This window comes from Thiomonas arsenitoxydans (assembly GCF_000253115.1).
Taxonomy (GTDB): Bacteria; Pseudomonadota; Gammaproteobacteria; order Burkholderiales; family Burkholderiaceae_C; genus Thiomonas; species Thiomonas arsenitoxydans.
Genome location: NC_014145.1, coordinates 1,950,467 through 1,969,005, shown reverse-complemented (window position 1 = coordinate 1,969,005; position 18,539 = coordinate 1,950,467). Strand labels below are relative to the sequence as shown.

The window sequence follows — 18,539 nt, the reverse complement described above, 5'->3', positions numbered from 1 at the left end:
GGAAATGATGCGGCGTTGGACGTGCTGGAAACGGCAGCCGCGCCCAGGTCATTGCAGGCAGCTTGGCAAAACGCACGCTCGACTCGCGAATCGTCATGACCAGCGAGATTCGCTTGATGGCCGGCACCTACCATCGGCATAGCCGCCATGCCTGTGCAGCACGAGGCTGGCACGACCCGTATCGGGGCTGCCGTGGCTTGCATCCAGGGCAAGAGAACCAATGCGCAGACGAACGCCCAATAGCGGGAGAAAGTTCGAAAGGAGCGCGTTTGCATGTGAGGGATGTACAGCGATTTGTTTGCAGGCATCATAGCCAAAGCTCTGGGCTTGTCAATTATGGCGTGTTAACACTAATTGACTTAGCAGGCTGTTGAAGAACTGGCGCGTCGGGCCCGGATCGGCGAGGATGCGGGCAGACGACGCGAGAGGTTGAGGGACGAAGGATGCGAGGAGCCGACAGCTACAACGAGGCCTTGTTCAGCACGGTGAGGCTCGACGAGTTCGTGCCGGCCAGCCATCCGCTGCGCCCGATCCGCACCTGGCTGAATGAGGCGCTGGCCAAGATGGATGCCAAGTTCTCGGCGATGTACGAGGCCGACGTGAAGGGCGGCCGGCCGAGCATCGCGCCCGAGAAGCTCATGCGGGCGATGCTGCTGCAGGTGCTGTACAGCATCCGCAGCGAGCGCCAGCTCGTCGAGCAGATTTCCTACAACCTGCTGTTCCGATGGTTCGTGGGTCTGTCCATCGAGGACACGGTGTGGAACCACTCCGTGTTCAGCAAGAACCGCGACCGTCTGATCGAGTTCGATGCGGTCACCGAACTGTTCAACGCCACGGTCGAGATGGCGGCCACGAAGGGCCTGCTGTCGGGCGAGCACTTCAGCGTCGACGGAACGCTGATCCAGGCCTGGGCCAGCCACAAGAGCGTGAGGCGCAAGGACGGCAGCGACGACGGTCGGCCTCCCGAGAACTGGCATGGCGACAAGCGCAGCAACGCCACGCACGCCTCGGCGACCGACCCCGAGAGCAGGCTGTATCGCAAGAGCAGCGCAGCTCCGGCGCAACTGAGCTACCTCGGGCATGTGCTGACCGACAACCGACACGGTCTGGTGGTCAACGTGCGCGCCAGCACGGCCGATGGCTATGCCGAGCGCGACGTGGCCGCGACCCTGCTCGGCGACGTCGCGCGCCCTGATGTGCGCGTGACGGTCGGCGCCGACAAGGGCTACGACACGCGCGGCTTCGTCAAGGCGTGCCGGGAGATGAAGGTCACGCCCCATGTGGCGCGCAACACGCGCCGAACGGGCGGCAGCGCGATCGATGGCCGCACGACTCGGCACGGGGGCTACGCGATGAGCCAGCGCCGGCGCAAGTGCATCGAGCAATGCTTCGGCTGGGGCAAGACCATCGGCCCGATCCGCCAGGTGATGGTGCGGAGCCTGGCCAAGGTGGATCAGTTGTTCACCCTGACGATGGCGGCCTACAACCTCACGCGGCTGCGCTCCTTGGCCGCATTGCGTCCGCAGGTGGTGTGATGAGGGCGCAAACCGTGGGAATCGCCATCCTGCGCGCCCAGCAAGGCCCGTTTCCGGTCGGAACTGGACGGCCTGCTCGGAAATTGAGCACTCGGTGAGCGTCATCATGCGATTCAAGAGGCTGAAGTTCGTCCGTCCATCAGGTCTTCAACGGCCTGTTAGGCGTCTAGGAGGCTGTCGGACTTGAACCCGAGCGAATCCGATTGATCAGTGCGACGCGTTTTTTTTGACAGCGGCGCGCTGATCGAACGCTCTCGATGGTTGGCGAGACACTGTGAGGGCACATGGGGCGGCCTGGGGACTCGGTTTTGGCGTGGTCGGGGCGCACTATTGCCCTCACGCGGCTCGCAGGACGTGCATGCGCTTGATGTTCCAAGCCATGGTCACCAAGCTCCATTCGCCTTGTGCCTTGGCCAGCCCGCGCATGCTCATCTGGCGCCAACCCATCACTTGCTTGATGATGCCGAACACCGGCTCCACTGTCTGCTTGCGCAGGCCGTACAGGGCTCGGCCTGCTTGCGTGCCCAGGCGGTGTGCCATCTGCACGAGCGGATCCGTCGTCTGGGGCTCGGGCACATCGGGTGCAAAGCGCCCCATCACCGGCGTGTGATGCGACTCCCGCTTGAGCGCCAGCAGCGGCTCGATACCCGCGTCGTTGCACGCGATCACGTTGGCTTGGCTGAAGAAGCCGTTGTCCGTGATGAGCGTGTGCACCTCGCCCAGCACCGCGGGTAACGCTTGGATCTGCTGCAGCGTAGGCACAACTTCGCGCTTGTCGTTGGATGCCTGGCTCACATGCTGGGTGATCACCATCATCGTCGCGATGTCCACGCCGGCTTGTGCGTTGTAGCTTTGCTCGAAGCCCCCACCCGACACGGGCATGATGCGCGACTCTTCATCCGTGAGGTTGACCTGATCGCTGCTCCGGGGGCCGGCCTCTGGCGGCTCAGGGTCCTTGCCGCGCGGCTTCTTGCCCGCCTCGCGCTGGGCTTGGCGCTTGGCGGTCTTGGCCTCGTACTCCTGCTGCTCGACCTGATGGCGTTCGCTGGCGCGCTGCTCGATCTTGGCCTTGGCCTGCGCGATTGCGCTCAAGCGATCTGCACGCAGGGCGATCTCCGCCGGCACATCCATGCCGTCGGGTACCGTCGCGCGGTCGCTGTTCTCTGCCAGCGCCAGCAGCGTTTGTACTTCCTGGCGCAGCTGCGCCTCGATCTTGTTGGCATGAGCCCACGACAAGGCCTTGTGCTTGCTGGCGTTGGCGTCGATCTTGGTGCCATCCAGCGCGATGTGTCCGAGCTTGAGCAGCTTCATCTCGCGCGCCAGAACCAGCACCTGCACGAACAGTGCCTCCACCTCCTTCAAGAAGCGGCGGCGGAACGTCGCCAGCGTGTCGTGATCGGGGTGGGTATTGGCCGCAACAAAGCGGAACGCCACCGAGTCGTAGGTCGCCCGCTCGATCTTGCGGCTGGAGTGCACGCCGTTGGCGTAGCCGTCAATCAGCAGGCCCAGCAGCACCGCCGGATGGTGCGCCGCCGAGCCCCGGCCTGCGTACTGTCGGGCCAGATCGCCCAGATCAAGCTGCTCGATGACTTCGACCACGAAGCGCGCCAAGTGATCAGTGGGCAGCCATTCGTCCACCGACGGTGGCAACAGATAGGCGGTGTCTCGGTCAACAGGGACGAAGCGGCTCATCGGCTCGGGCTCTCGGTTGTGCAGCAGCAATTGTCTCGGATAGCGTCTTCATCCGGAAGACCGCAAAGTCCGACAGTCTCCTAGCTGCGAGAAAATGCGTGCATGGAAATCACGCCTGCGCAGTTCGCCCAAATCGAGCACTGCTTGCCGACGCAGCGAGGCAATGTCAGCTTGTCAAACCTGGATGTGTTGAATGCGATTCTGTACGTGGCCGAGCATGGCTGCAAATGGCGCGGCTTGCCCAGGCGGTTCGGCAACTGGCACACGATCTATACGCGGATGAATCGGTGGTCCAAGTCGGGCGTCATGGACCGTGTGTTCGAGGAGCTGCAGCGATCGCAGGTTGTGCGCATCAAGATCGAAGCGGTTTCACTGGACAGCACCAGCATCAAGGTGCATCCGGATGGCACCGGGGCGCTAAAAAAAGGTTCATCGCGGAAAACCGTGGGGTTTTCAAGGCAGTTGATAATCTGACGACGCAAGGAAAGGTCATCGGAGGATAAATTGCTGGATCGCAAAGCATTGCAAGCGCTGGGCTGCTGGACGGGCTACCGGGTTGAGCGAGTGGAATGGCCGGCGGAAGGCAGTCGGACGCTGGCGCTGCATCTCAAGCCGGTCAGCAAAGTGATGATCTGCGAGGAGTGCGGCAAGCGTTGCCAGCAGGTTCACGAGACGACCGTTCGACGCATCCGGGATCTACCGCTGTTCGAGTACCGGGTCGAGCTTCACGTACCGCGTCGCCGGGTTTGGTGCGACCACTGCGGTGGCCCCCGACTGGAGCGGTTGGAGTGGTTGGGACGCTATCAGCGGGTCACGGCGCGTTTTGCCAAAGCCTGCGAGGTCTTGTTGAAAGCGGCCAACGTGCAGGCGGTGGCGCGGTTCTACGGTCTTGATTGGCACACGGTCAAAGCGATCGACAAGATGGGCTTGGCGGCCAGTCTTGTCGAACCGGATTGGTCGCAGGTGCGTTATCTGGCGATGGATGAGTTCGCGCTCCACAAAGGCCACCGCTACGCGACAGTCGTCGTCGAGCCGGTCAATCGACAAGTGCTGTGGATCGGACAAGGCCGTTCGCGGGAAACCGCCCGTGCCTTCTTTGAGCAGCTTCCGAAGGGCGTTGCTGAGCGTATCGAAGCCGTCGCGATCGATATGACGACGGCTTACGAGCTGGAAATCAAGGCGAATTGCCCGCAGGCCGAAATCGTCTATGACCTGTTCCACGTCGTAGCCAAGTACGGCCGGGAAGTGATCGACCGGGTGCGGGTGGATCAGGCCAATCAGCTGCGACATGACCGGCCGGCTCGAAAAGTCCTGAAATCCAGCCGCTGGCTGCTGTTGCGCAATCGGCAGAACCTGAAACCAGAGCAAACCGTCCATCTCGACGAACTACTGGAGGCCAATCGGCCGTTACTCAGCGTTTATCTGCTGCGCGACGAACTGAAACGGCTCTGGTTCCATCGTGATCCGGTTTCGGCCCAATCGGCCTGGGAGCAATGGGTCGAGCAAGCCCAGCAGAGCGGCATCGCCGCCTTGAAGGCGTTTGCCGAGCGGCTGCAGGCCTACTGGCACGGCATCGTGGCTCGCTGCCGACACCCGCTCAACACCAGCATCGTCGAGGGCATCAACAACACCATCAAGGTCATCAAGCGTCGGGCTTACGGGTACCGCGACGAGGAATATTTCTTCCTCAAGATCCGCGCCGCCTTCCCCGGTATCCCGCGATGAACCTAAAAAAAACGGCCCCCAATCCATCGGCAAATCTCGAGGCGGATGGAACACCAAGATTCATAGGGTTGCCGCGGATGTTCGCACGGCCATAGCGTTCTCCTTGTCACCTGGCCAGGCGCACGACGCGCCGGCTGGACGGGCACTGCTCAGTCGCCTGGGTGCGCCAAACAGGCCGCTGCATCTGCTCATGGATCGGGCCTACGAGGGCAACGAGACGCGGCAGCTTGCCCTCGAACTCGGCTTCATCCCTGCGGTCCCGCCCCTGAAGACTCGAGTCGAGCCGTGGGAGTACGACCGAGCGATGGACAAGCGCCGCAATGAAGTCGAGCGATTGTTTCGGCGACTCAAGGGCTTTCGGCGCATCTTCTCGCGGTTCGAGAAGCTTGATGTCATGTTCCTCGGCTTCATCGGTTTCGCGCTGATCGCCGACGGCCTCCGGTTGTGTTAACACGGCCTAGCCTGGATATTTCATGAGTCGCGATCGATGTCGGGTTTGGCATCGAGCGCGACGCGACTGGCATCGCGGAGGAGGGTCTGAAGCCTCGACGCGTGGGTATTGGCAAACGCAGGGCGCAATGCCCCCTTACCCCCGTTGTTCGTCAACGTGCCGGGGACAGCACTCTTTGTCGCTCAAGGGGCCAGGGCGTGGGCGGCGCTGAGGAACACGTGCTTGAGGGGATGGCTGGAGGCCAGTAGCAGGCGCACGCGGCGGGTGTTGCGCACGACGGCCGCGCCGATCTTGAGCAGCTTGATGCGGATGGTGGCCGCACAGGCACGCGCGAGTTCGGTGCCCTGCAGCGCGCGCCGACGCAACTGGATGATGAGCGTATAGGCGAAGGCCGCCAGCAGCAGGCGCAGCTGGTTGGCCGCGAAGCGATGGGCGCTGGCGCGACGGCCGAACAGATCGAGCTGGGCTTCCTTGATGCGGTTCTCGGCCTCGCCGCGCGCGCAGTACAGACGCTCGTAGAGCTCGGTGCAATCACCAGCCAGGCTGGTGACCACGAAGCGTGGATTGGGTCCCTGGGGGCCATGTTCGAGCCGGGCGATCACGCGCCGTTCGCGCTCCCAGCTTCGTGCCGCGTACGTGAACTCGCCGATGAGCCTCTGCTTGGTGCCGCAGTCCTGATACTGCTCGGCCAGGGCCCGCTCAGCGATGGCGACCTGCCATTGCAGCGTGGGATTCTTCGCCAGCCCGATGATGTAATCGATGCCCCAGGCGTCGAAGCGCTTGAGCGCGCGCGGGCGGCAGAACCCCGAGTCGGCGCGCACGATCAGACGCACACCCGGCCAGGCCTGGCGCAGCCGGCGCGCCAGCAGCTTGATGAGCGCACTGAGCACGCTGGCCGGGTCGCGCCAGCTCGGGCGCAGCACGCACGCCAGCATGTCCTGGCCGCAGAACACGTACAGAGGCAAGTAGCAGTAGCTGTCGTAGTGGAAGTGGAAGTGCGCCCCTTCCTGCTGTCCGTACAACGGCACGTGAGTGGCGTCGATGTCGAGCACCAGCTCGCGCGGTGCCTCGCCACGCCCGGCGATGAACGTCTCCAGCAACACCCCGTGCAGCGCCGCGGCATGCGCGGGCGTGGCCGAGCGCTCCAGGCGGCTGAACGTGGGGGCCGACGCCAGCTCCTCGGCCCTGCCCACCGCCGTCTGCAGCGCCAGGTCGTGCCGCAACGTGTTGTGGTCCGTCACGTCCTCCCAGCCGCAGCACAGGCCGTAGATGCGCTGCGCCAGCAGGCTGCGCATGCTGTGGCGAACACTGGCGGCGCGACGGCCATCAGCGAACACTCCCGCTGCCGCGCGCGTCAGCCCGATGCGCTCGTCGATCTGCCGCAGCAGCATCACCCCGCCGTCGCTGACGATGTCGCCGCCATCAAACGCAGCCTGCACCACGCGGCGCCCGACACGCCCGAAATCCACCACGCCCTCGGTACACTTTGGCATCGGCCGCTTCCTCCTTTGTTCGTCACGTTTCGAGTCTCGATACCTCTGAAACGCACGACCGGATCAAGCGGCCGACCTTCTTGCTCGCGAAATATCCAGGCTAGTACAACATCCCTTAAATAGAGTTACAGCTCAGGATCAAGGTATGGCGCCAGCATGGCGACCACGATCTCGGCGGTTTGGTGCAGGTTGCCGGAGGCGGGCAGTGGCTCCCAACGCCCTGAATGGGTTCGAAAGGCAGCCACGTAGTGGTCGCGCCCTGTCTCGGTCAATCGGGCGACGGTGTCGAGGGATTCGTCGCGCTGCATCTGGATGAGCAGATGCTTGCCATAGCGGCGCACTCGGGCGGCGGCGTGCCCGGTCAACTGGGCGAGCAAGCCCTGCAATTCACTGGCGGGGTCGGGGACGAGGGGTGCGGTCATGGCGAGAGCAATGGACGTGATGCCTAGGCTCCCCAGTTTGCAACTCGAAGCCTGCAAACGTCCAGCGGAACGGTCGCGGATCGAGGTTGCGCTGGGCAATGAAGTCCTCGGTGCGCTCGCGCAGATGGTGCACCGAGATGTGGCTGGCACGGCGCAGCACCCGGCGGGCGTAGATGCCGAACAGCAACTCGATCTGGTTGACCCAACTGGCATGCAGCGGGGTGTAGTGAAAGACGAAGCGTCCGCCGTGTCGGGCATTGAACGCCTGCCACACGCCCCAGGCGCGATGGGTATTGAGGTTGTCCCAGATGACATGCACGGGCCCGCTGGGATATGCGCGCGCGACGTCTTCCATGAAAGCCACGAGGTCGGCCTGGGTGCGGCGATCGGTACAGCGCCCCAGCACACGGCCGGTATGCACGTCCAGCGCCGCGGTCAGCGCCTGTGTACCGTGGCGGATGTATTCGAATTCGTGGCGGCGCAGTCGCCCGGGTTGCGCGTGGCGATCCGCATGCTTGCGCTCGATGGCCTGGATGCCGGTCTTCTCATCGACGCTCAGCACCACGCTGCCCTTGGGCGCGCGCCGGTACAGCGCGCAAATCGCGTTGACCTTCTCGCGGAATTGCGGGTCGGGCGAATGCAACCATTGCCGAACGCGGTGCGGCCGCACGTCGCCAGCCTGCAAAATGCGCTGCAAGTGGCTACGGCTGATGTGCTTGACCACGCCTCGCTCCACTGCGCGCACGCACAACTCATCCAGCGTCGGCAGCGTCCCGGCGCGATCCTCGCCGGTCTCGCACGCTAGCGCCAGCAGTTGCAAACGCTGCGCCGGGTCAATCTGTCGAGGTCGGCCCGGGCGCAGCCCCTCGTGCAGGCCTTCCACACCCGATTGCGCAAGCCGCTCTCGCCAGCGCATCACGGTCGGCCGCGACACCTGCAACGTCGATGCGATCGACGAGATCGTGTGTCCATCGTGGAGCAGCAACGCGATCCGCGCTCGCAGCGCGTCGCGCTGCGGCGCCGTACCCCGACGCAGCGTATCTCGCAGCTTCGCCTGATCCTTCCTCGACAACTTGATGACTGATGCCACGCGCTCACGACTCATGGCCAAACAGTCTACTTCATGCCCCTCTCTATGTAACGGTATTTCAGGGATGTTGTACTAGGGCCCAGGAATGCCCGGGAAGACCCTGGTGGGCAGGGTCGATACCGTCAATGCGGCGATCGAATCGTACCAAGTCATCCCGTACTCACCGGCGCAGCAGTCGCATCCCGTTGAACACCACCAGAAGGCTGGCCCCCATGTCGGCGAACACCGCCATCCACAGGGTCGCCACTCCGCTCAGGGCCAAGGCGAAGAACACCGCCTTGATGCCCAGCGCGAGGGTGATGTTCTGCTTGAGGATCGCGGCGGTGCGCCGGCTCAAGCGGATGAAATCGGCGATCTTGCGCGGGTCGTCGTCCATGATGGCCACATCGGCGGTCTCCAGCGCCGTGGCGGTGCCGGCCGCCCCCATGGCGAAGCCGATCGTCGCACGCGCCAGCGCCGGCGCATCGTTCACTCCGTCGCCGACCATGCCGACCGACCCGTAGCGCCCAAGAAGCTCCGCGACAGCGGCTTGCTTGTCCTGCGGCAGCAGATTGCCGCGAGCATCCTTGATGCCGAGCTGAACGGCAATCGCCCGTGCCGTGGCCGGGTTGTCGCCGGTCAACATGACCGGTTCGACATGCAGCGACTTGAGGGATGCAACGGCCCGCGCGCTCTCCGGCCTCAGGGTGTCGGCAACGCCAAACACGGCCACCGGATCGGCCGCGTCACACAGAACGATGGCGGTTTTGCCGGCATTTTCCAGGACAGCAAGCCGCGCCTCCAGTGCCGCCGAACACCCCCCGATCTCTTCGACCAGACGGTGATTGCCCAGATGCCAATCCTGACCGGCAATACGGCCTGTGACGCCGCGCCCCTGGAGCACGCCGAAATCATCGACAGGCATGACTGCGGCGCCCGGCTGCTGCGCGCGCCAACCGGCGACCAGCGCCTGGGCGACCGGATGGGTGCTGTGGTCATCGAGGCTGGCGGCGATCCGCAGGGCTTGCGCGATCGGCATATCGCCAAGCGGGATCGCATCGGTCAGCGCGGGCTTGCCGAGGGTCAGCGTGCCGGTCTTGTCGAGCGCCACGGCTTTGAGCAGCCGGCCGCCTTCGAGATGCACCCCGCCCTTGATGAGGATGCCCCTCCGGGCCGCCGCCGCGAGGCCGCTGACCACCGTGACCGGGGTCGACACCACCAAGGCGCAGGGGCAGGCGATGACCAGCATGACCAGGGCCTCGTACAGCCAGGAACTCCAGCCGCCGCCGCTCAGCAGCGGGCCGAGGATGGCCACGGCGATGGCGAAGACCACCACCGCGGGGGTGTAGTAGCGCGCGAATTGATCGACGAAACGCTGGGTCGGCGCGCGCTGTGACTGCGCGCTCTGGATGGCCAGGGCGATGCGGGCCAAGGTGCTGTCACCAGCCGAGGCCGTGACGGTGGCTTCCACCACGCCATCGGCCACGATGCTGCCGGCATACAGCAGGTCACCCGCTTGCTTGTCCACGGGCAGGCTTTCCCCGGTGATCGGCGCCTGGTTCAGCGCCGCGCGGCCGGAGTCGACGCGTGCGTCCAGCGGCACCCGCGCGCCGGTGCGCACCCGGATGCGGCTGCCGACCGCCACCCCGGCCACCGGCTTGGTCTGCCAGGCCTCGCCGGCCTTGACCTCGGCGGTTTCCGGCGCGATGGCCGTGAGCGCCTTGATCGCGTTGCGGGCACGCTCCAGCGACAGCGCCTCGATCGCCTCGGCCACGGCGAACAGGAACACCACCATCGCCGCTTCCGGCCACTTGCCGAGCGCCACGGCCCCGGCCACGGCGATGGACATCAGGAAGTTGATATTGAGGGTCAGGTTTCTGAGCGCGATCCAGCCCTTCTTGAGGGTCGGCAGACCGGCGCTGAGGATGGACACGGCGGCAAGCGCCATCACCATCCACGAGGCTTCTTGCCCGCTCGACCAGGCGATGACCTCGGCCGCGACGGCGGCGGCGCCAGCCACGGCGAGCAGACCTTTTTGCCTTCGGCTCAGGGCGGGGGGAAGCACGGACACCGGCGCATTGGCTTCCAGCAAATTGGGTGCCATGCCCAGCTTGTCCAGCGCCACGGCAATCTCCTGGGGCTGATCCAAGCGGTGATACACCGTGAGCTCCCGATTCACGAGGTTGAAGTCGAGCTGCACAACCCCGGGCATGGCCTCCAGCTTGTTGCGGATCAGGCGCTCCTCGGTCGGGCAGTCCATCTTGTCGATGCGGTAGCGCACCCGGCTGGTCCCTTCGGGTGCCGGATTGGTGTTGCACACCCCCGTGAGGCAGTCGGTCTGTGTCGTTGGGGCGCAGCAGGCATCGGCCGCCGCGTGGGCGTGGGTATGTGCATCAGGGCCGCGGTCGTGACCATGATCGTGGTCACAGGCGGGTTCATGGTCTTGCGCCTGGACAGGCAGGCGTAACGCTGTGCTGGTGGGGTCGTACTGGCTCATGATGGCGGATCTCGGTGAACAGTGCGATCATTGAACAGCCTGTAGCAGCTACAGGGTCAAGTGCCTTTGCACGGCAGGGGAATACATCATGCGAATCGGGGAATTAGCGCGGCGCGGCCACTGCGACGTGGAGACGGTGCGTTTTTACGAGCGCGAGGGCTTGCTGGATGCGCCCGCCCGCGAGGGCAACGGCTATCGCAACTACACCGGCGGCCATATGGTGCAACTCAACTTCATTCGTCACTGCCGCTCTCTCGGCATGGGATTGCCGGACGTGCGGGTGTTGCGCGGCTTTCAGGAACATCCTGAATCTGCGTGCGACGACATCAACCAGTTGATCGACCGGCAGATCGCGCGCATTCATCATCAGGTCGAATCACTGCGCCTGCTGGAGCAGCAGTTGCACGCGTTGCGCGAGACCTGCCAGGCCAACCGGACGGCGAGCGACTGCGGCATCATGCAGAACCTGCAACAGGCCGCGGCCGGCGGGCCATGCGAATGCCATGCGGAGCCGGTCGATCGGCCCGGAGCGGATCCTCGAGGTGGCGGGTCGGCGTGAGCGTAGGCGTGGGTCGGCGAAAGATGACAGAGTTTTAATGTCCCTGTCATGAACGGGACAGCGTTGCGGCGCTAAGGTGGAAACAAGTTGGTTTCCATACGGCGGAGCGGATTGATAGTCCGCTCCGCCGGCGCAGCCATCCGATTCAGGAACAAGACGGTCCCCATGAACACCACCAGCGTCATCGATGTCTCCGGGCTGGTGTCGAGTCTCTCCGCCCGCGGGGTCGAAAAGCAGCTCCGGCGCCTGCCCGGTGTCAGCGACGTGCAGGTCAACTACGTCGGGGGCAGCGCCACGGTTGTGTACGACGCGGCCTTGACAAACGTGGCCGCACTGCAGGCGCACGTCGCGCGGTGCGGCTATCACTGCCGTGGCGAGTCGGTTCCCGACCACCTGTGCGAGCCGCACGCGAAGGACGCCATGGCGCACGACATGGGTCACGGCGCCGGCATGGATGCGCACGCCATGGCACGGGACATGCGCAACCGGTTCTGGGTGTGCCTGTTGTTCACGGTCCCGCTGTTCGTGTACTCGCCCATGGGTGGCCTGTTCGCACCGCCGGCGCCGCCGTTCGGTCTCGCGCTCAAGGACTGGCTGTTCGGCCTGGCCAGCGCCGCGGTGATCTATCCGGCCTGGCCTTTCTTCGTCGCGGCGGCACGCGCATTGCGCAACGGCGTGCTCAATATGGCGGTGCTGGTCGTGCTCTCCGTCGGCACAGGCTATCTGTTCAGCGTCGGCACGACCTTTTTCTTCGAGGGCGCGCAGTTCTACGAGGCCGTGTCGGTGCTGCTGGTGTTCATCCTGCTGGGGCATTGGCTCGAAATGCGCGCCCGCGCCGGCGCTTCCGAGGCGATCCGCGCGCTGATGAACCTGGCGCCGCCCAAGGCGACGGTGCTGCGCGATGGTGCAGAATTCACGGTGGCAACCTCCGAGGTGCTGCCGGGCGACGTGGTGCTCATCCGCCCCGGTGACAAGATTCCGGTGGATGGCGAGGTGCTGGAAGGCGCCTCGCAGGTCGACGAGTCGATGCTGACCGGCGAGTCGATGCCGGTGGGGAAAAAACCCGGCGACGCGGTGATCGGGGCGACCATCAACAAGAGCGGCAGCTTCCGCTACCGCGCCACCAAGGTGGGCGCCGACACCGCGCTGGCGCAGATCGTCAAGCTGGTGCAGGAGGCGCAGAACTCCAAGGCGCCGGCGCAATTGCTGGCCGACCGCGCATCGCAATGGCTGGTGGTGATCGCCGTCCTGATCGGCGTGGCGACCTTCGTGTCCTGGTACGTCGTCCTCGGACAGCCGCTTCTGCTGGCGCTGGCACTCACCATCACCGTGTTCGTCATCGCCTGCCCTGACGCGCTCGGCCTCGCCACTCCGATGGCTGTGATGGTGGGGACGGGGCTCGGCGCGATGAACGGCATCTTGTTCAAGAACGCTTCCGCACTGGAGGACGCGACCCGATTGAACGTGGTGGTTTTCGACAAGACCGGTACGCTGACCCTGGGACAGCCGGAAGTGGTCGAGTTGGCGTTGGCTGCCGGAACAGCGGAAGACGACCTGCTGAAGACCGCCGCGGCCGTGGAGAAATTCTCCGAGCATCCGCTGGCGCTAGCAATCCTCAAGCGCGCCCAGGGCCTTGCACTGGAACCCGCCGGCGCGTTCACCAATGTCGACGGCATGGGTGCCCGGGCAGAACTGGGCGGCGACACTGTGCTGCTGGGCAACGCCAAGTTGATGGCGCTCGACACGGTGGACATGAACGGCCTCGAGGCCGCATCGCAGCGCCTGCAGGGACAGGGGCGCACGGTGGTGCACGTCGCGCGCGCAGGGCGGCTGATCGGCCTCGTCGCCATTGCCGACGCCGTGCGCCCGACCTCAGCACCCACCGTAACGGCGCTCCACGCAAGGGGCGTGCAGGTGGCCATGCTGACCGGCGACAACCGGGCGACGGCGGAGCGCATCGCCCGCGAGATCGGCATCGACATCGTGTTGGCCGACGTGCTGCCCGGTGACAAGGCAGCCAAGATCAAGGAGTTGCAGGCGCAGGGAAAGCGGGTCGGCATGGTGGGCGACGGCATCAACGATGCACCGGCGCTGACGCAGGCCGATGTCGGCTTCGCCATCGGCGCTGGAACCGATGTGGCGATCGAAAGCGCCGACGTGGTGCTGATGAAAAGCGATCCGTTCGATGTCGTCGGCGCGATCGAGCTGTCGCGCGCTACGCTGCGCAAGATGCATCAAAACCTGTGGTGGGCCGTGGCCTATAACGTCATTGCGTTTCCAGTGGCTGCAGGAGTGTTCTACCCCTTCACCATCAGTCCGGAAGTGGCGGCGCTCGCCATGTCCGGCAGCTCGGCGCTGGTGGCCGTCAATGCCTTGATGCTCAAGCGCACCCGGCTGGCCGGCATTCGCATCGGCCCGGCCACGAGCGCCGTGGCCGGGCCGCAGGTAGCAACAGCGCAGGCGTGACATGCAGCCGACAGAGCCATGCGCCAGACGATGCCATCAAGGACCGTGCACCACCATCTTCAACCCGTTCATTCCTAGAATCCGGAGGTTTACCCATGAGTGACTATGTCTTTACCGTGACCAGCCCCAAAGGCTTCGAGGCCACCGTGCAAGCGGCGACCGAGGCGTTGCAACAGGAGGGCTTCGGCGTACTGACCACCATCGATGTGGCCGCCACGCTCAAGGCCAAACTCGGCATCGAGGAACGTCCCTACCTCATCCTCGGGGCCTGCAATCCGCACTATGCCCATCAGGCCCTGCAAGCCGAGCCGGATATTGGCGCGCTGCTGCCCTGCAATGTCGTCGTGCGGGAAGAAGCGGACGGCAGGGTCAGCGTGGTGTTCATGGATCCAGCGGCCGTGCTCGGCATGGTCAAGCGCCCCGAGGTGGACAAACTCGGCGGCGAAGTGCGCGGCAAGCTCAAGCGCGTCGCCGAGGCCCTGCGCGCCTGAGGGCTGCGTCGGTGCCGTCATCAAGGCGCTGATTCGGTCCAGCCGGTCGGTGCCTGGTTATTGTGAACATCCAATGGGAGCATGGTCATGGGCTATGGATATGGAATGATGGGCGGATGGGGCGGTTTCGGTTTGGGCTGGCTCTTCATGCTGGTGTGGTGGGCTTTGATTCTCGCCGTGCTTGTGGGTTTGATCCGATGGTTGTTCACGGGCCATTCGGGCGATTCCGGGGCGCGATCCGACAGCAAAAGGCACCTGGACATTCTGAAGGAGCGCTACGCCCGCGGGGACATCGACCGCGAGACCTATGACCGCATGCGGCGCGAGCTGGAAAGCTGAGGCCGGGATCATGAAACCGCTACCGAAGTGGCTGCTCGCGCTGGCGATCGTGCTGTTCGCTTTTTACCTGCTCTTGATCCCCGAATTCGGCGCTGTTCCCTTCCGGGGCCAGCGATGGGAAGCGGGCGCACCGCCCCCCTGGCGTGAAAGTTCCGGTTGGTGGGGGCCACGATTCGGCTACGGCATGATGAACGGCCCGGTCAGGGACTGGGGTGCTCTCGGCGTTCAGGGCGATCACGGCTATGGTGACGATGGCGGTTATGGCTACGGCATGATGGGCGGGGGCATCTGGCCGGCGGCCAGGGGCACTTGGCAGGAATCGTTCACGCCGCAGCAGCGCGTGCGCATTGGACAGATTCAGGCTGAGGCCTTGCGTCAGGAAGGCGCCTTGCAGGCGCAGCTCTACACCGCTCGCGCCAACCTGCTGGAGGTCAACTCCGTGGCCAAGCCCGATCCGGCGGCGCAGGCCAAGGCCGGCGCCGCGGTCGCCGAAATCCTGCGGCAAATCGTCCAAATCCGCCTTCAGGCGGAGCAGCAAATCCAGGTTGCGTTGAGCGCCCCGTCACAGCCGGCAGCGCCATCGTCCGCGCCCGGCTCCTGACCTGTGCGACAGGCGCGCTTCGGGTGCCGGGTGGGTCGCTGCGGCGAGGCAACATCAGCCCGCCGAATCTGAGCCCTGGGGCTGCTGGCCATGCCGTGTTTCACGGATGCCGCAGACGGTATTCATCGAACACGCATGGATGGCGCGTTCATCGCGACGAAGCGATGAGCGTTGCGGGTGGAAGACATAGCCCCTTGTCGGCACAGGCTTGGACCCGCACCTGTATGCGGACATCGTGCAGGCTGGACAGACCGGGTAGTGCGATGCGCGTGCCGTTCTCGTAGACCCGGATGATCTTGCCGTCGACCCGTAGGCCAATGTCCTGACCAGGTGGGTAGCTCGGCTGGAGATCCAGCCCGTGGCCGCCACGTTGCACGACGATCGTGACAGGGATCAAGTAAGGAGCCGACGGCGGATTTGCGTACACATGCCAGCCTGGCTGGATGTGCAACGTCACCACAGCATCGCGGCCATCGATCGCGGCGCCAGCGCGAACCTTCATGGAGGAGTCGACGAGGTTGGCGGGGATGCTCGCGCCGAAGCCAGGAGGGTGGGTGGCCCGGATCAGCAACATGGCAGCAAGCAAAAGGGCAAGAACGATGAACGAGGCGATGGCAATGCGTAGGGTTCTTGGATTCATCATGAGTTCTCTATCGGTGGATGGCATTCAAATCGCCGAGGAGCGCGTCGGCCGTGAACAATCCTGAATGATGATCGATCTCCCGTCCATGTCGATCCAGGATGGCCACGAACGGCAGGCCATCCCCGCCGTATGCGGCAAGCAGCTGTTGCAGTTCTGGGTTGGGGCGTGTCAGGTCGACTTGCAGTGGGACGACACGACCGGCGCGCAGGGCTTGCACAACGCGCGAGTCGCGGTAGACGGTTTTCTCCAGAAACCTGCAATTCAGGCACCACTGCGCGGTGAACTCGACCAGCGCAGGTCGATGCAGACTGGCGATCTCGGTGATCTGATCTGCCTTGAGCGGCTGCCAGGGGATGCCCTGCGATGGGGCGGGCCAGATCCCCGCACTCAGGTAGACCAAAGCCAGCGAAGGAAGACTCGATAGTGGCGCGGCCCAGCGGGAGGCATGATCTGCGGCGCGAAAGCTCGTTGCGAAGATCCACAGCATGATCCCGACAACCAAGCTGAACCATAGCGCTTTGTCGAGCATGGCTGGAACGAGGCTTTGCACGAAAAAGACTGCGGCACCGGCAAGCAGCCAGCCGAAGCTTTGACGCACGACGTCGGTCCAAGCCCCCCCTCGCGGCAGTCGATCCAGCAGCCCGGGCTTCAGAAGCAGAATGGCGTAGGGCAGAGCCAGACCGAGGCCGATGGCCATGAAAATGATCACAATCTCTGTCGCTGGCCGGGTGAGAGCAAACACGAGGATCCCACCCAGCAAGGGGCCGGTGCAGGGAGAGGACAAAAGGGCACTGACCAGGCCGGAGATCAATGGCTCGGCAAAACGATCGCCTCCCATTCTGGCGATGATGGGAGGAATGGGCAATCCGCGCCCCGTGAAATTCATCACCGCCATCGCCAGAAGGACGATGACCAAGCCGATCAGCACGGCCTGTGATTGGAACAGCACACCCCATTGAAGATGCAGCAGCGCTGTGGCCAGCCCCAGGGGGGTGAAAAACAACAGGGAGCCCGCAGCGAACAGGCTGGCAGACAGGGCACGGGTTGCCGGTTTTTCTCCCGCTTCGCGCAGGATGGTGCGAACCTTGATTGGAATGACCGGCAGCACGCATGGCGTCAGGTTGAGCAGCATGCCTGCGCCGAGCGCGAGCATGACTTCGAGGAGGAGTGAGATGTCCATGGGGCTTGGTCCTTTCAAGCGTTTTTAGCCAGTTCGTGTTGGATCAGCCGATCGAGTTCAGAAAAGTCTGGCTCGCCGAGAATCCTCTTGACGATGTTCCCTTGCTTATCGACCAGAAACGTGGTCGGAGTCAGGCGCACGTCGTAAAACTCGCGAGCCAGACGGCCGCCCACGTCTTTGGCAACCTCGAACGGCAAATGCCGGGTCGAGGTGTAATCGGTGACATAGGGCAGCGGGTCATAGCTCATATCCACGGCAATGAACTCGAAATCCCTTCCCTTGAATCGCTCGTACGTCTTGACCATTTTGGGCATTTCCTTGATACAGGTGGCGCAGCTCGTGGCCCAGAAATTCACCAGATAGACCTGAGCCGATTCGAACACCCGCGCAAGCTCATGGGTTACCTGGGTCTGGTGCCCTCGGAGCACTCCAGCGGTGAGCGCACGAGTCGGGGAAGCATCACCAAGACGGGCAACGGCCATGCGCGCAGGCTGCTGGTCGAGGCGGCCTGGAACTACCGATTCAAGGCCAGGGTTGGCAGAGACCTTAACGAACGTCAGCAGGGGCTGTCCGAGGCGATCCGCACGATCGCCTGGAAAGGGCAGCTACGACTGAGCGGCCGCTACGCAGCCCTGTACAAGCGGGGCATTCAGGCCAACAAGGTCTGTGTGGCCGTTGCTCGCGAACTGGCGGGCTTCGTCTGGGCGATCGGCCTGCACGCGCAACGCGAAAAGGAGGCGATCTCCCCGCCCCGCGATTGAATGAACTCGCGCATCGCCAGGCTCATTGTCGCGTCGAGGAAAATGACGCTGCCATGGTCCCGCGCCCACTCAACGATGGGGCTCGTCTCATAAGCGAACAACGCGCCTTTCTCTTGCCGCATCGTTTCCGATGCGCAGTTGCGCGCCAAAGTAGACAAGGCCCGCAAGGGAATGAAGAAATCGTCATCTTCGTGCGAATAGCTCACCCGCTCCCACTTAGCCGTGCCTGCTGTCGATCCACCAGCTTTGGTGACCTTTTTCTGCATAGCGATGATGCGCTGCGCATCAACGCCCAGGGGAACGTCACCAGCGATTTTTGAGCCAACGTCCCGAAGAAGCGCGTCGATTTCGGGGATCACTTCAAGCATTGCCTTTGCCTGAGCGAGTTCGCCTTCCTCGTCTCGCGTCGGTGCTTCCTTAGCTTGCAGCGCCCAGATCGAACGCTCCAGCCGCTCCGTCAGCCCATCCAAGCGATTGCGCCAGACTTTGATTTCACCCGCGTCGATCTCGACTTCACTGGCCAGCGAGATGTGCTCGTCGATAATCACGAGCCTTTTGGCCTGGCTCATGGTCGCTCCAGATATTGGGTCGACTTCGCGCCAGTCGCCCATTGCC

General features: G+C 64.2%; 16 protein-coding genes and 3 pseudogenes. 10 read left to right on the top strand and 9 right to left on the bottom strand.

Going from position 1 to position 18,539, the window contains the following annotated elements:
* Nucleotides 1–443: 443 nt before the first annotated feature.
* The gene (locus THI_RS09185) at nucleotides 444–1,535 is read left to right on the top strand and encodes an IS1182-like element ISThsp18 family transposase (RefSeq protein WP_013105981.1); all 1,092 of its coding nucleotides are present in this window, start codon (nucleotides 444–446) and stop codon (nucleotides 1,533–1,535) included.
* 336 nt (nucleotides 1,536–1,871) lie between these two features.
* On the opposite strand, the gene THI_RS09180 is transcribed toward THI_RS09185, so the two are convergent.
* Nucleotides 1,872–3,227 carry an IS1182-like element ISThsp16 family transposase gene (locus THI_RS09180; RefSeq protein WP_013105979.1) on the bottom strand — a complete coding sequence of 452 codons (1,356 nt, stop codon included), beginning with the start codon at nucleotides 3,225–3,227 and terminating at the stop codon, nucleotides 1,872–1,874.
* Between the two features lie 102 nt (nucleotides 3,228–3,329).
* Between THI_RS09180 and THI_RS09175 the strand changes: the two are divergent.
* The 3 genes and pseudogenes from THI_RS09175 to THI_RS09165 form a co-directional block, all read left to right on the top strand.
* Nucleotides 3,330–3,686, top strand: a pseudogene (locus THI_RS09175) (transposase); the annotation flags it as partial.
* Between the two features lie 45 nt (nucleotides 3,687–3,731).
* A complete protein-coding gene (locus THI_RS09170; RefSeq protein WP_013105978.1) occupies nucleotides 3,732–4,952 on the top strand; it encodes an ISL3-like element ISThsp14 family transposase in 1,221 nt (406 codons plus the stop codon).
* A 4-nt stretch (nucleotides 4,953–4,956) separates the two neighbouring features.
* A pseudogene (locus THI_RS09165) lies at nucleotides 4,957–5,403 on the top strand (IS5 family transposase); the annotation flags it as partial.
* A gap of 182 nt (nucleotides 5,404–5,585) precedes the next feature.
* On the opposite strand, the gene THI_RS09160 reads toward THI_RS09165, so the two are convergent.
* The 4 genes from THI_RS09160 to THI_RS09145 form a co-directional block, all read right to left on the bottom strand.
* Complete coding sequence (locus THI_RS09160; protein ID WP_013105977.1) at nucleotides 5,586–6,896, bottom strand: IS1380-like element ISThsp13 family transposase; 1,311 nt, start codon at nucleotides 6,894–6,896, stop codon at nucleotides 5,586–5,588.
* A 125-nt stretch (nucleotides 6,897–7,021) separates the two neighbouring features.
* Nucleotides 7,022–7,318: a hypothetical protein gene (locus THI_RS09155; protein ID WP_013105976.1), complete on the bottom strand. Its 297-nt coding sequence runs from the start codon at nucleotides 7,316–7,318 to the stop codon at nucleotides 7,022–7,024.
* A complete protein-coding gene (locus THI_RS09150) occupies nucleotides 7,284–8,423 on the bottom strand; it encodes an IS630-like element ISThsp15 family transposase (protein WP_013105975.1) in 1,140 nt (379 codons plus the stop codon). Before THI_RS09150 ends, THI_RS09155 begins: the two co-directional genes overlap by 35 nt.
* Before the next feature lie 145 nt (nucleotides 8,424–8,568).
* Complete coding sequence (locus tag THI_RS09145) at nucleotides 8,569–10,884, bottom strand: heavy metal translocating P-type ATPase (protein ID WP_013105974.1); 2,316 nt, start codon at nucleotides 10,882–10,884, stop codon at nucleotides 8,569–8,571.
* 88 nt (nucleotides 10,885–10,972) lie between these two features.
* On the opposite strand from THI_RS09145, the gene THI_RS09140 reads away from it, so the two are divergent.
* The 5 genes from THI_RS09140 (at nucleotide 10,973) to THI_RS09120 (ending at nucleotide 15,340) form a co-directional block, all read left to right on the top strand.
* On the top strand, nucleotides 10,973–11,443 hold the full coding sequence (locus tag THI_RS09140) for a Cd(II)/Pb(II)-responsive transcriptional regulator (protein ID WP_013105973.1): 471 nt from the start codon (nucleotides 10,973–10,975) through the stop codon (nucleotides 11,441–11,443).
* A 165-nt stretch (nucleotides 11,444–11,608) separates the two neighbouring features.
* Entirely contained in the window at nucleotides 11,609–13,909 is a 2,301-nt protein-coding gene (locus THI_RS09135; RefSeq protein ID WP_013105972.1) for a heavy metal translocating P-type ATPase, read from the top strand.
* Nucleotides 13,910–14,004: 95 nt separating this feature from the next.
* The gene (locus THI_RS09130; protein ID WP_013105971.1) at nucleotides 14,005–14,400 is read left to right on the top strand and encodes a DUF302 domain-containing protein; all 396 of its coding nucleotides are present in this window, start codon (nucleotides 14,005–14,007) and stop codon (nucleotides 14,398–14,400) included.
* Between the two features lie 81 nt (nucleotides 14,401–14,481).
* Nucleotides 14,482–14,739, top strand: a complete 258-nt coding sequence (locus THI_RS09125) for an SHOCT domain-containing protein (protein ID WP_041608969.1) — start codon at nucleotides 14,482–14,484, stop codon at nucleotides 14,737–14,739.
* 10 nt (nucleotides 14,740–14,749) lie between these two features.
* Nucleotides 14,750–15,340, top strand: a complete 591-nt coding sequence (locus THI_RS09120) for a hypothetical protein (protein ID WP_013105969.1) — start codon at nucleotides 14,750–14,752, stop codon at nucleotides 15,338–15,340.
* Nucleotides 15,341–15,488: 148 nt separating this feature from the next.
* Here the strand turns inward: THI_RS09120 and THI_RS09115 are convergent, their stop codons facing one another.
* From THI_RS09115 to THI_RS09105, 3 genes are read right to left on the bottom strand one after another with little or no spacing between them, the layout of a single operon-like run.
* Nucleotides 15,489–15,980 (bottom strand): protein-disulfide reductase DsbD domain-containing protein, encoded by a 492-nt coding sequence (locus THI_RS09115; RefSeq protein ID WP_141130560.1) that lies wholly within the window; start codon nucleotides 15,978–15,980, stop codon nucleotides 15,489–15,491.
* 10 nt (nucleotides 15,981–15,990) lie between these two features.
* Complete coding sequence (locus tag THI_RS09110) at nucleotides 15,991–17,136, bottom strand: protein-disulfide reductase DsbD family protein (RefSeq protein WP_231836127.1); 1,146 nt, start codon at nucleotides 17,134–17,136, stop codon at nucleotides 15,991–15,993.
* 41 nt (nucleotides 17,137–17,177) lie between these two features.
* Complete coding sequence (locus tag THI_RS09105; protein ID WP_079668484.1) at nucleotides 17,178–17,645, bottom strand: TlpA family protein disulfide reductase; 468 nt, start codon at nucleotides 17,643–17,645, stop codon at nucleotides 17,178–17,180.
* Between THI_RS09105 and THI_RS19140 the strand changes: the two are divergent.
* Nucleotides 17,526–17,924: pseudogene (locus tag THI_RS19140) on the top strand (transposase); the annotation flags it as partial. The gene THI_RS09105 and the pseudogene THI_RS19140 overlap by 120 nt on opposite strands.
* Here the strand turns inward: THI_RS19140 and THI_RS09100 are convergent.
* A complete protein-coding gene (locus tag THI_RS09100) occupies nucleotides 17,813–18,493 on the bottom strand; it encodes a hypothetical protein (protein WP_013105966.1) in 681 nt (226 codons plus the stop codon). The pseudogene THI_RS19140 and the gene THI_RS09100 overlap by 112 nt on opposite strands.
* Nucleotides 18,494–18,539: the final 46 nt, after the last annotated feature.

Bases quoted from the DNA above. Each gene is read 5' to 3' on its own strand.
- THI_RS09120 (WP_013105969.1), top strand. From the start codon at position 14,750: ATGAAACCGCTACCGAAGTGGCTGCTCGCGCTGGCGATCGTGCTGTTC.
- THI_RS09100 (WP_013105966.1), bottom strand. From the start codon at position 18,493: ATGAGCCAGGCCAAAAGGCTCGTGATTATCGACGAGCACATCTCGCTG.
- THI_RS09155 (WP_013105976.1), bottom strand. From the start codon at position 7,318: ATGACCGCACCCCTCGTCCCCGACCCCGCCAGTGAATTGCAGGGCTTG.
- THI_RS09140 (WP_013105973.1), top strand. From the start codon at position 10,973: ATGCGAATCGGGGAATTAGCGCGGCGCGGCCACTGCGACGTGGAGACG.
- THI_RS09180 (WP_013105979.1), bottom strand. From the start codon at position 3,227: ATGAGCCGCTTCGTCCCTGTTGACCGAGACACCGCCTATCTGTTGCCA.
- THI_RS09105 (WP_079668484.1), bottom strand. From the start codon at position 17,645: ATGGCCGTTGCCCGTCTTGGTGATGCTTCCCCGACTCGTGCGCTCACC.
- THI_RS09160 (WP_013105977.1), bottom strand. From the start codon at position 6,896: ATGCCAAAGTGTACCGAGGGCGTGGTGGATTTCGGGCGTGTCGGGCGC.
- THI_RS09150 (WP_013105975.1), bottom strand. From the start codon at position 8,423: ATGAGTCGTGAGCGCGTGGCATCAGTCATCAAGTTGTCGAGGAAGGAT.
- THI_RS09110 (WP_231836127.1), bottom strand. From the start codon at position 17,136: ATGCTCGCGCTCGGCGCAGGCATGCTGCTCAACCTGACGCCATGCGTG.
- THI_RS09185 (WP_013105981.1), top strand. From the start codon at position 444: ATGCGAGGAGCCGACAGCTACAACGAGGCCTTGTTCAGCACGGTGAGG.
- THI_RS09130 (WP_013105971.1), top strand. From the start codon at position 14,005: ATGAGTGACTATGTCTTTACCGTGACCAGCCCCAAAGGCTTCGAGGCC.
- THI_RS09115 (WP_141130560.1), bottom strand. From the start codon at position 15,980: ATGAATCCAAGAACCCTACGCATTGCCATCGCCTCGTTCATCGTTCTT.
- THI_RS09135 (WP_013105972.1), top strand. From the start codon at position 11,609: ATGAACACCACCAGCGTCATCGATGTCTCCGGGCTGGTGTCGAGTCTC.
- THI_RS09145 (WP_013105974.1), bottom strand. From the start codon at position 10,884: ATGAGCCAGTACGACCCCACCAGCACAGCGTTACGCCTGCCTGTCCAG.
- THI_RS09125 (WP_041608969.1), top strand. From the start codon at position 14,482: ATGGTCATGGGCTATGGATATGGAATGATGGGCGGATGGGGCGGTTTC.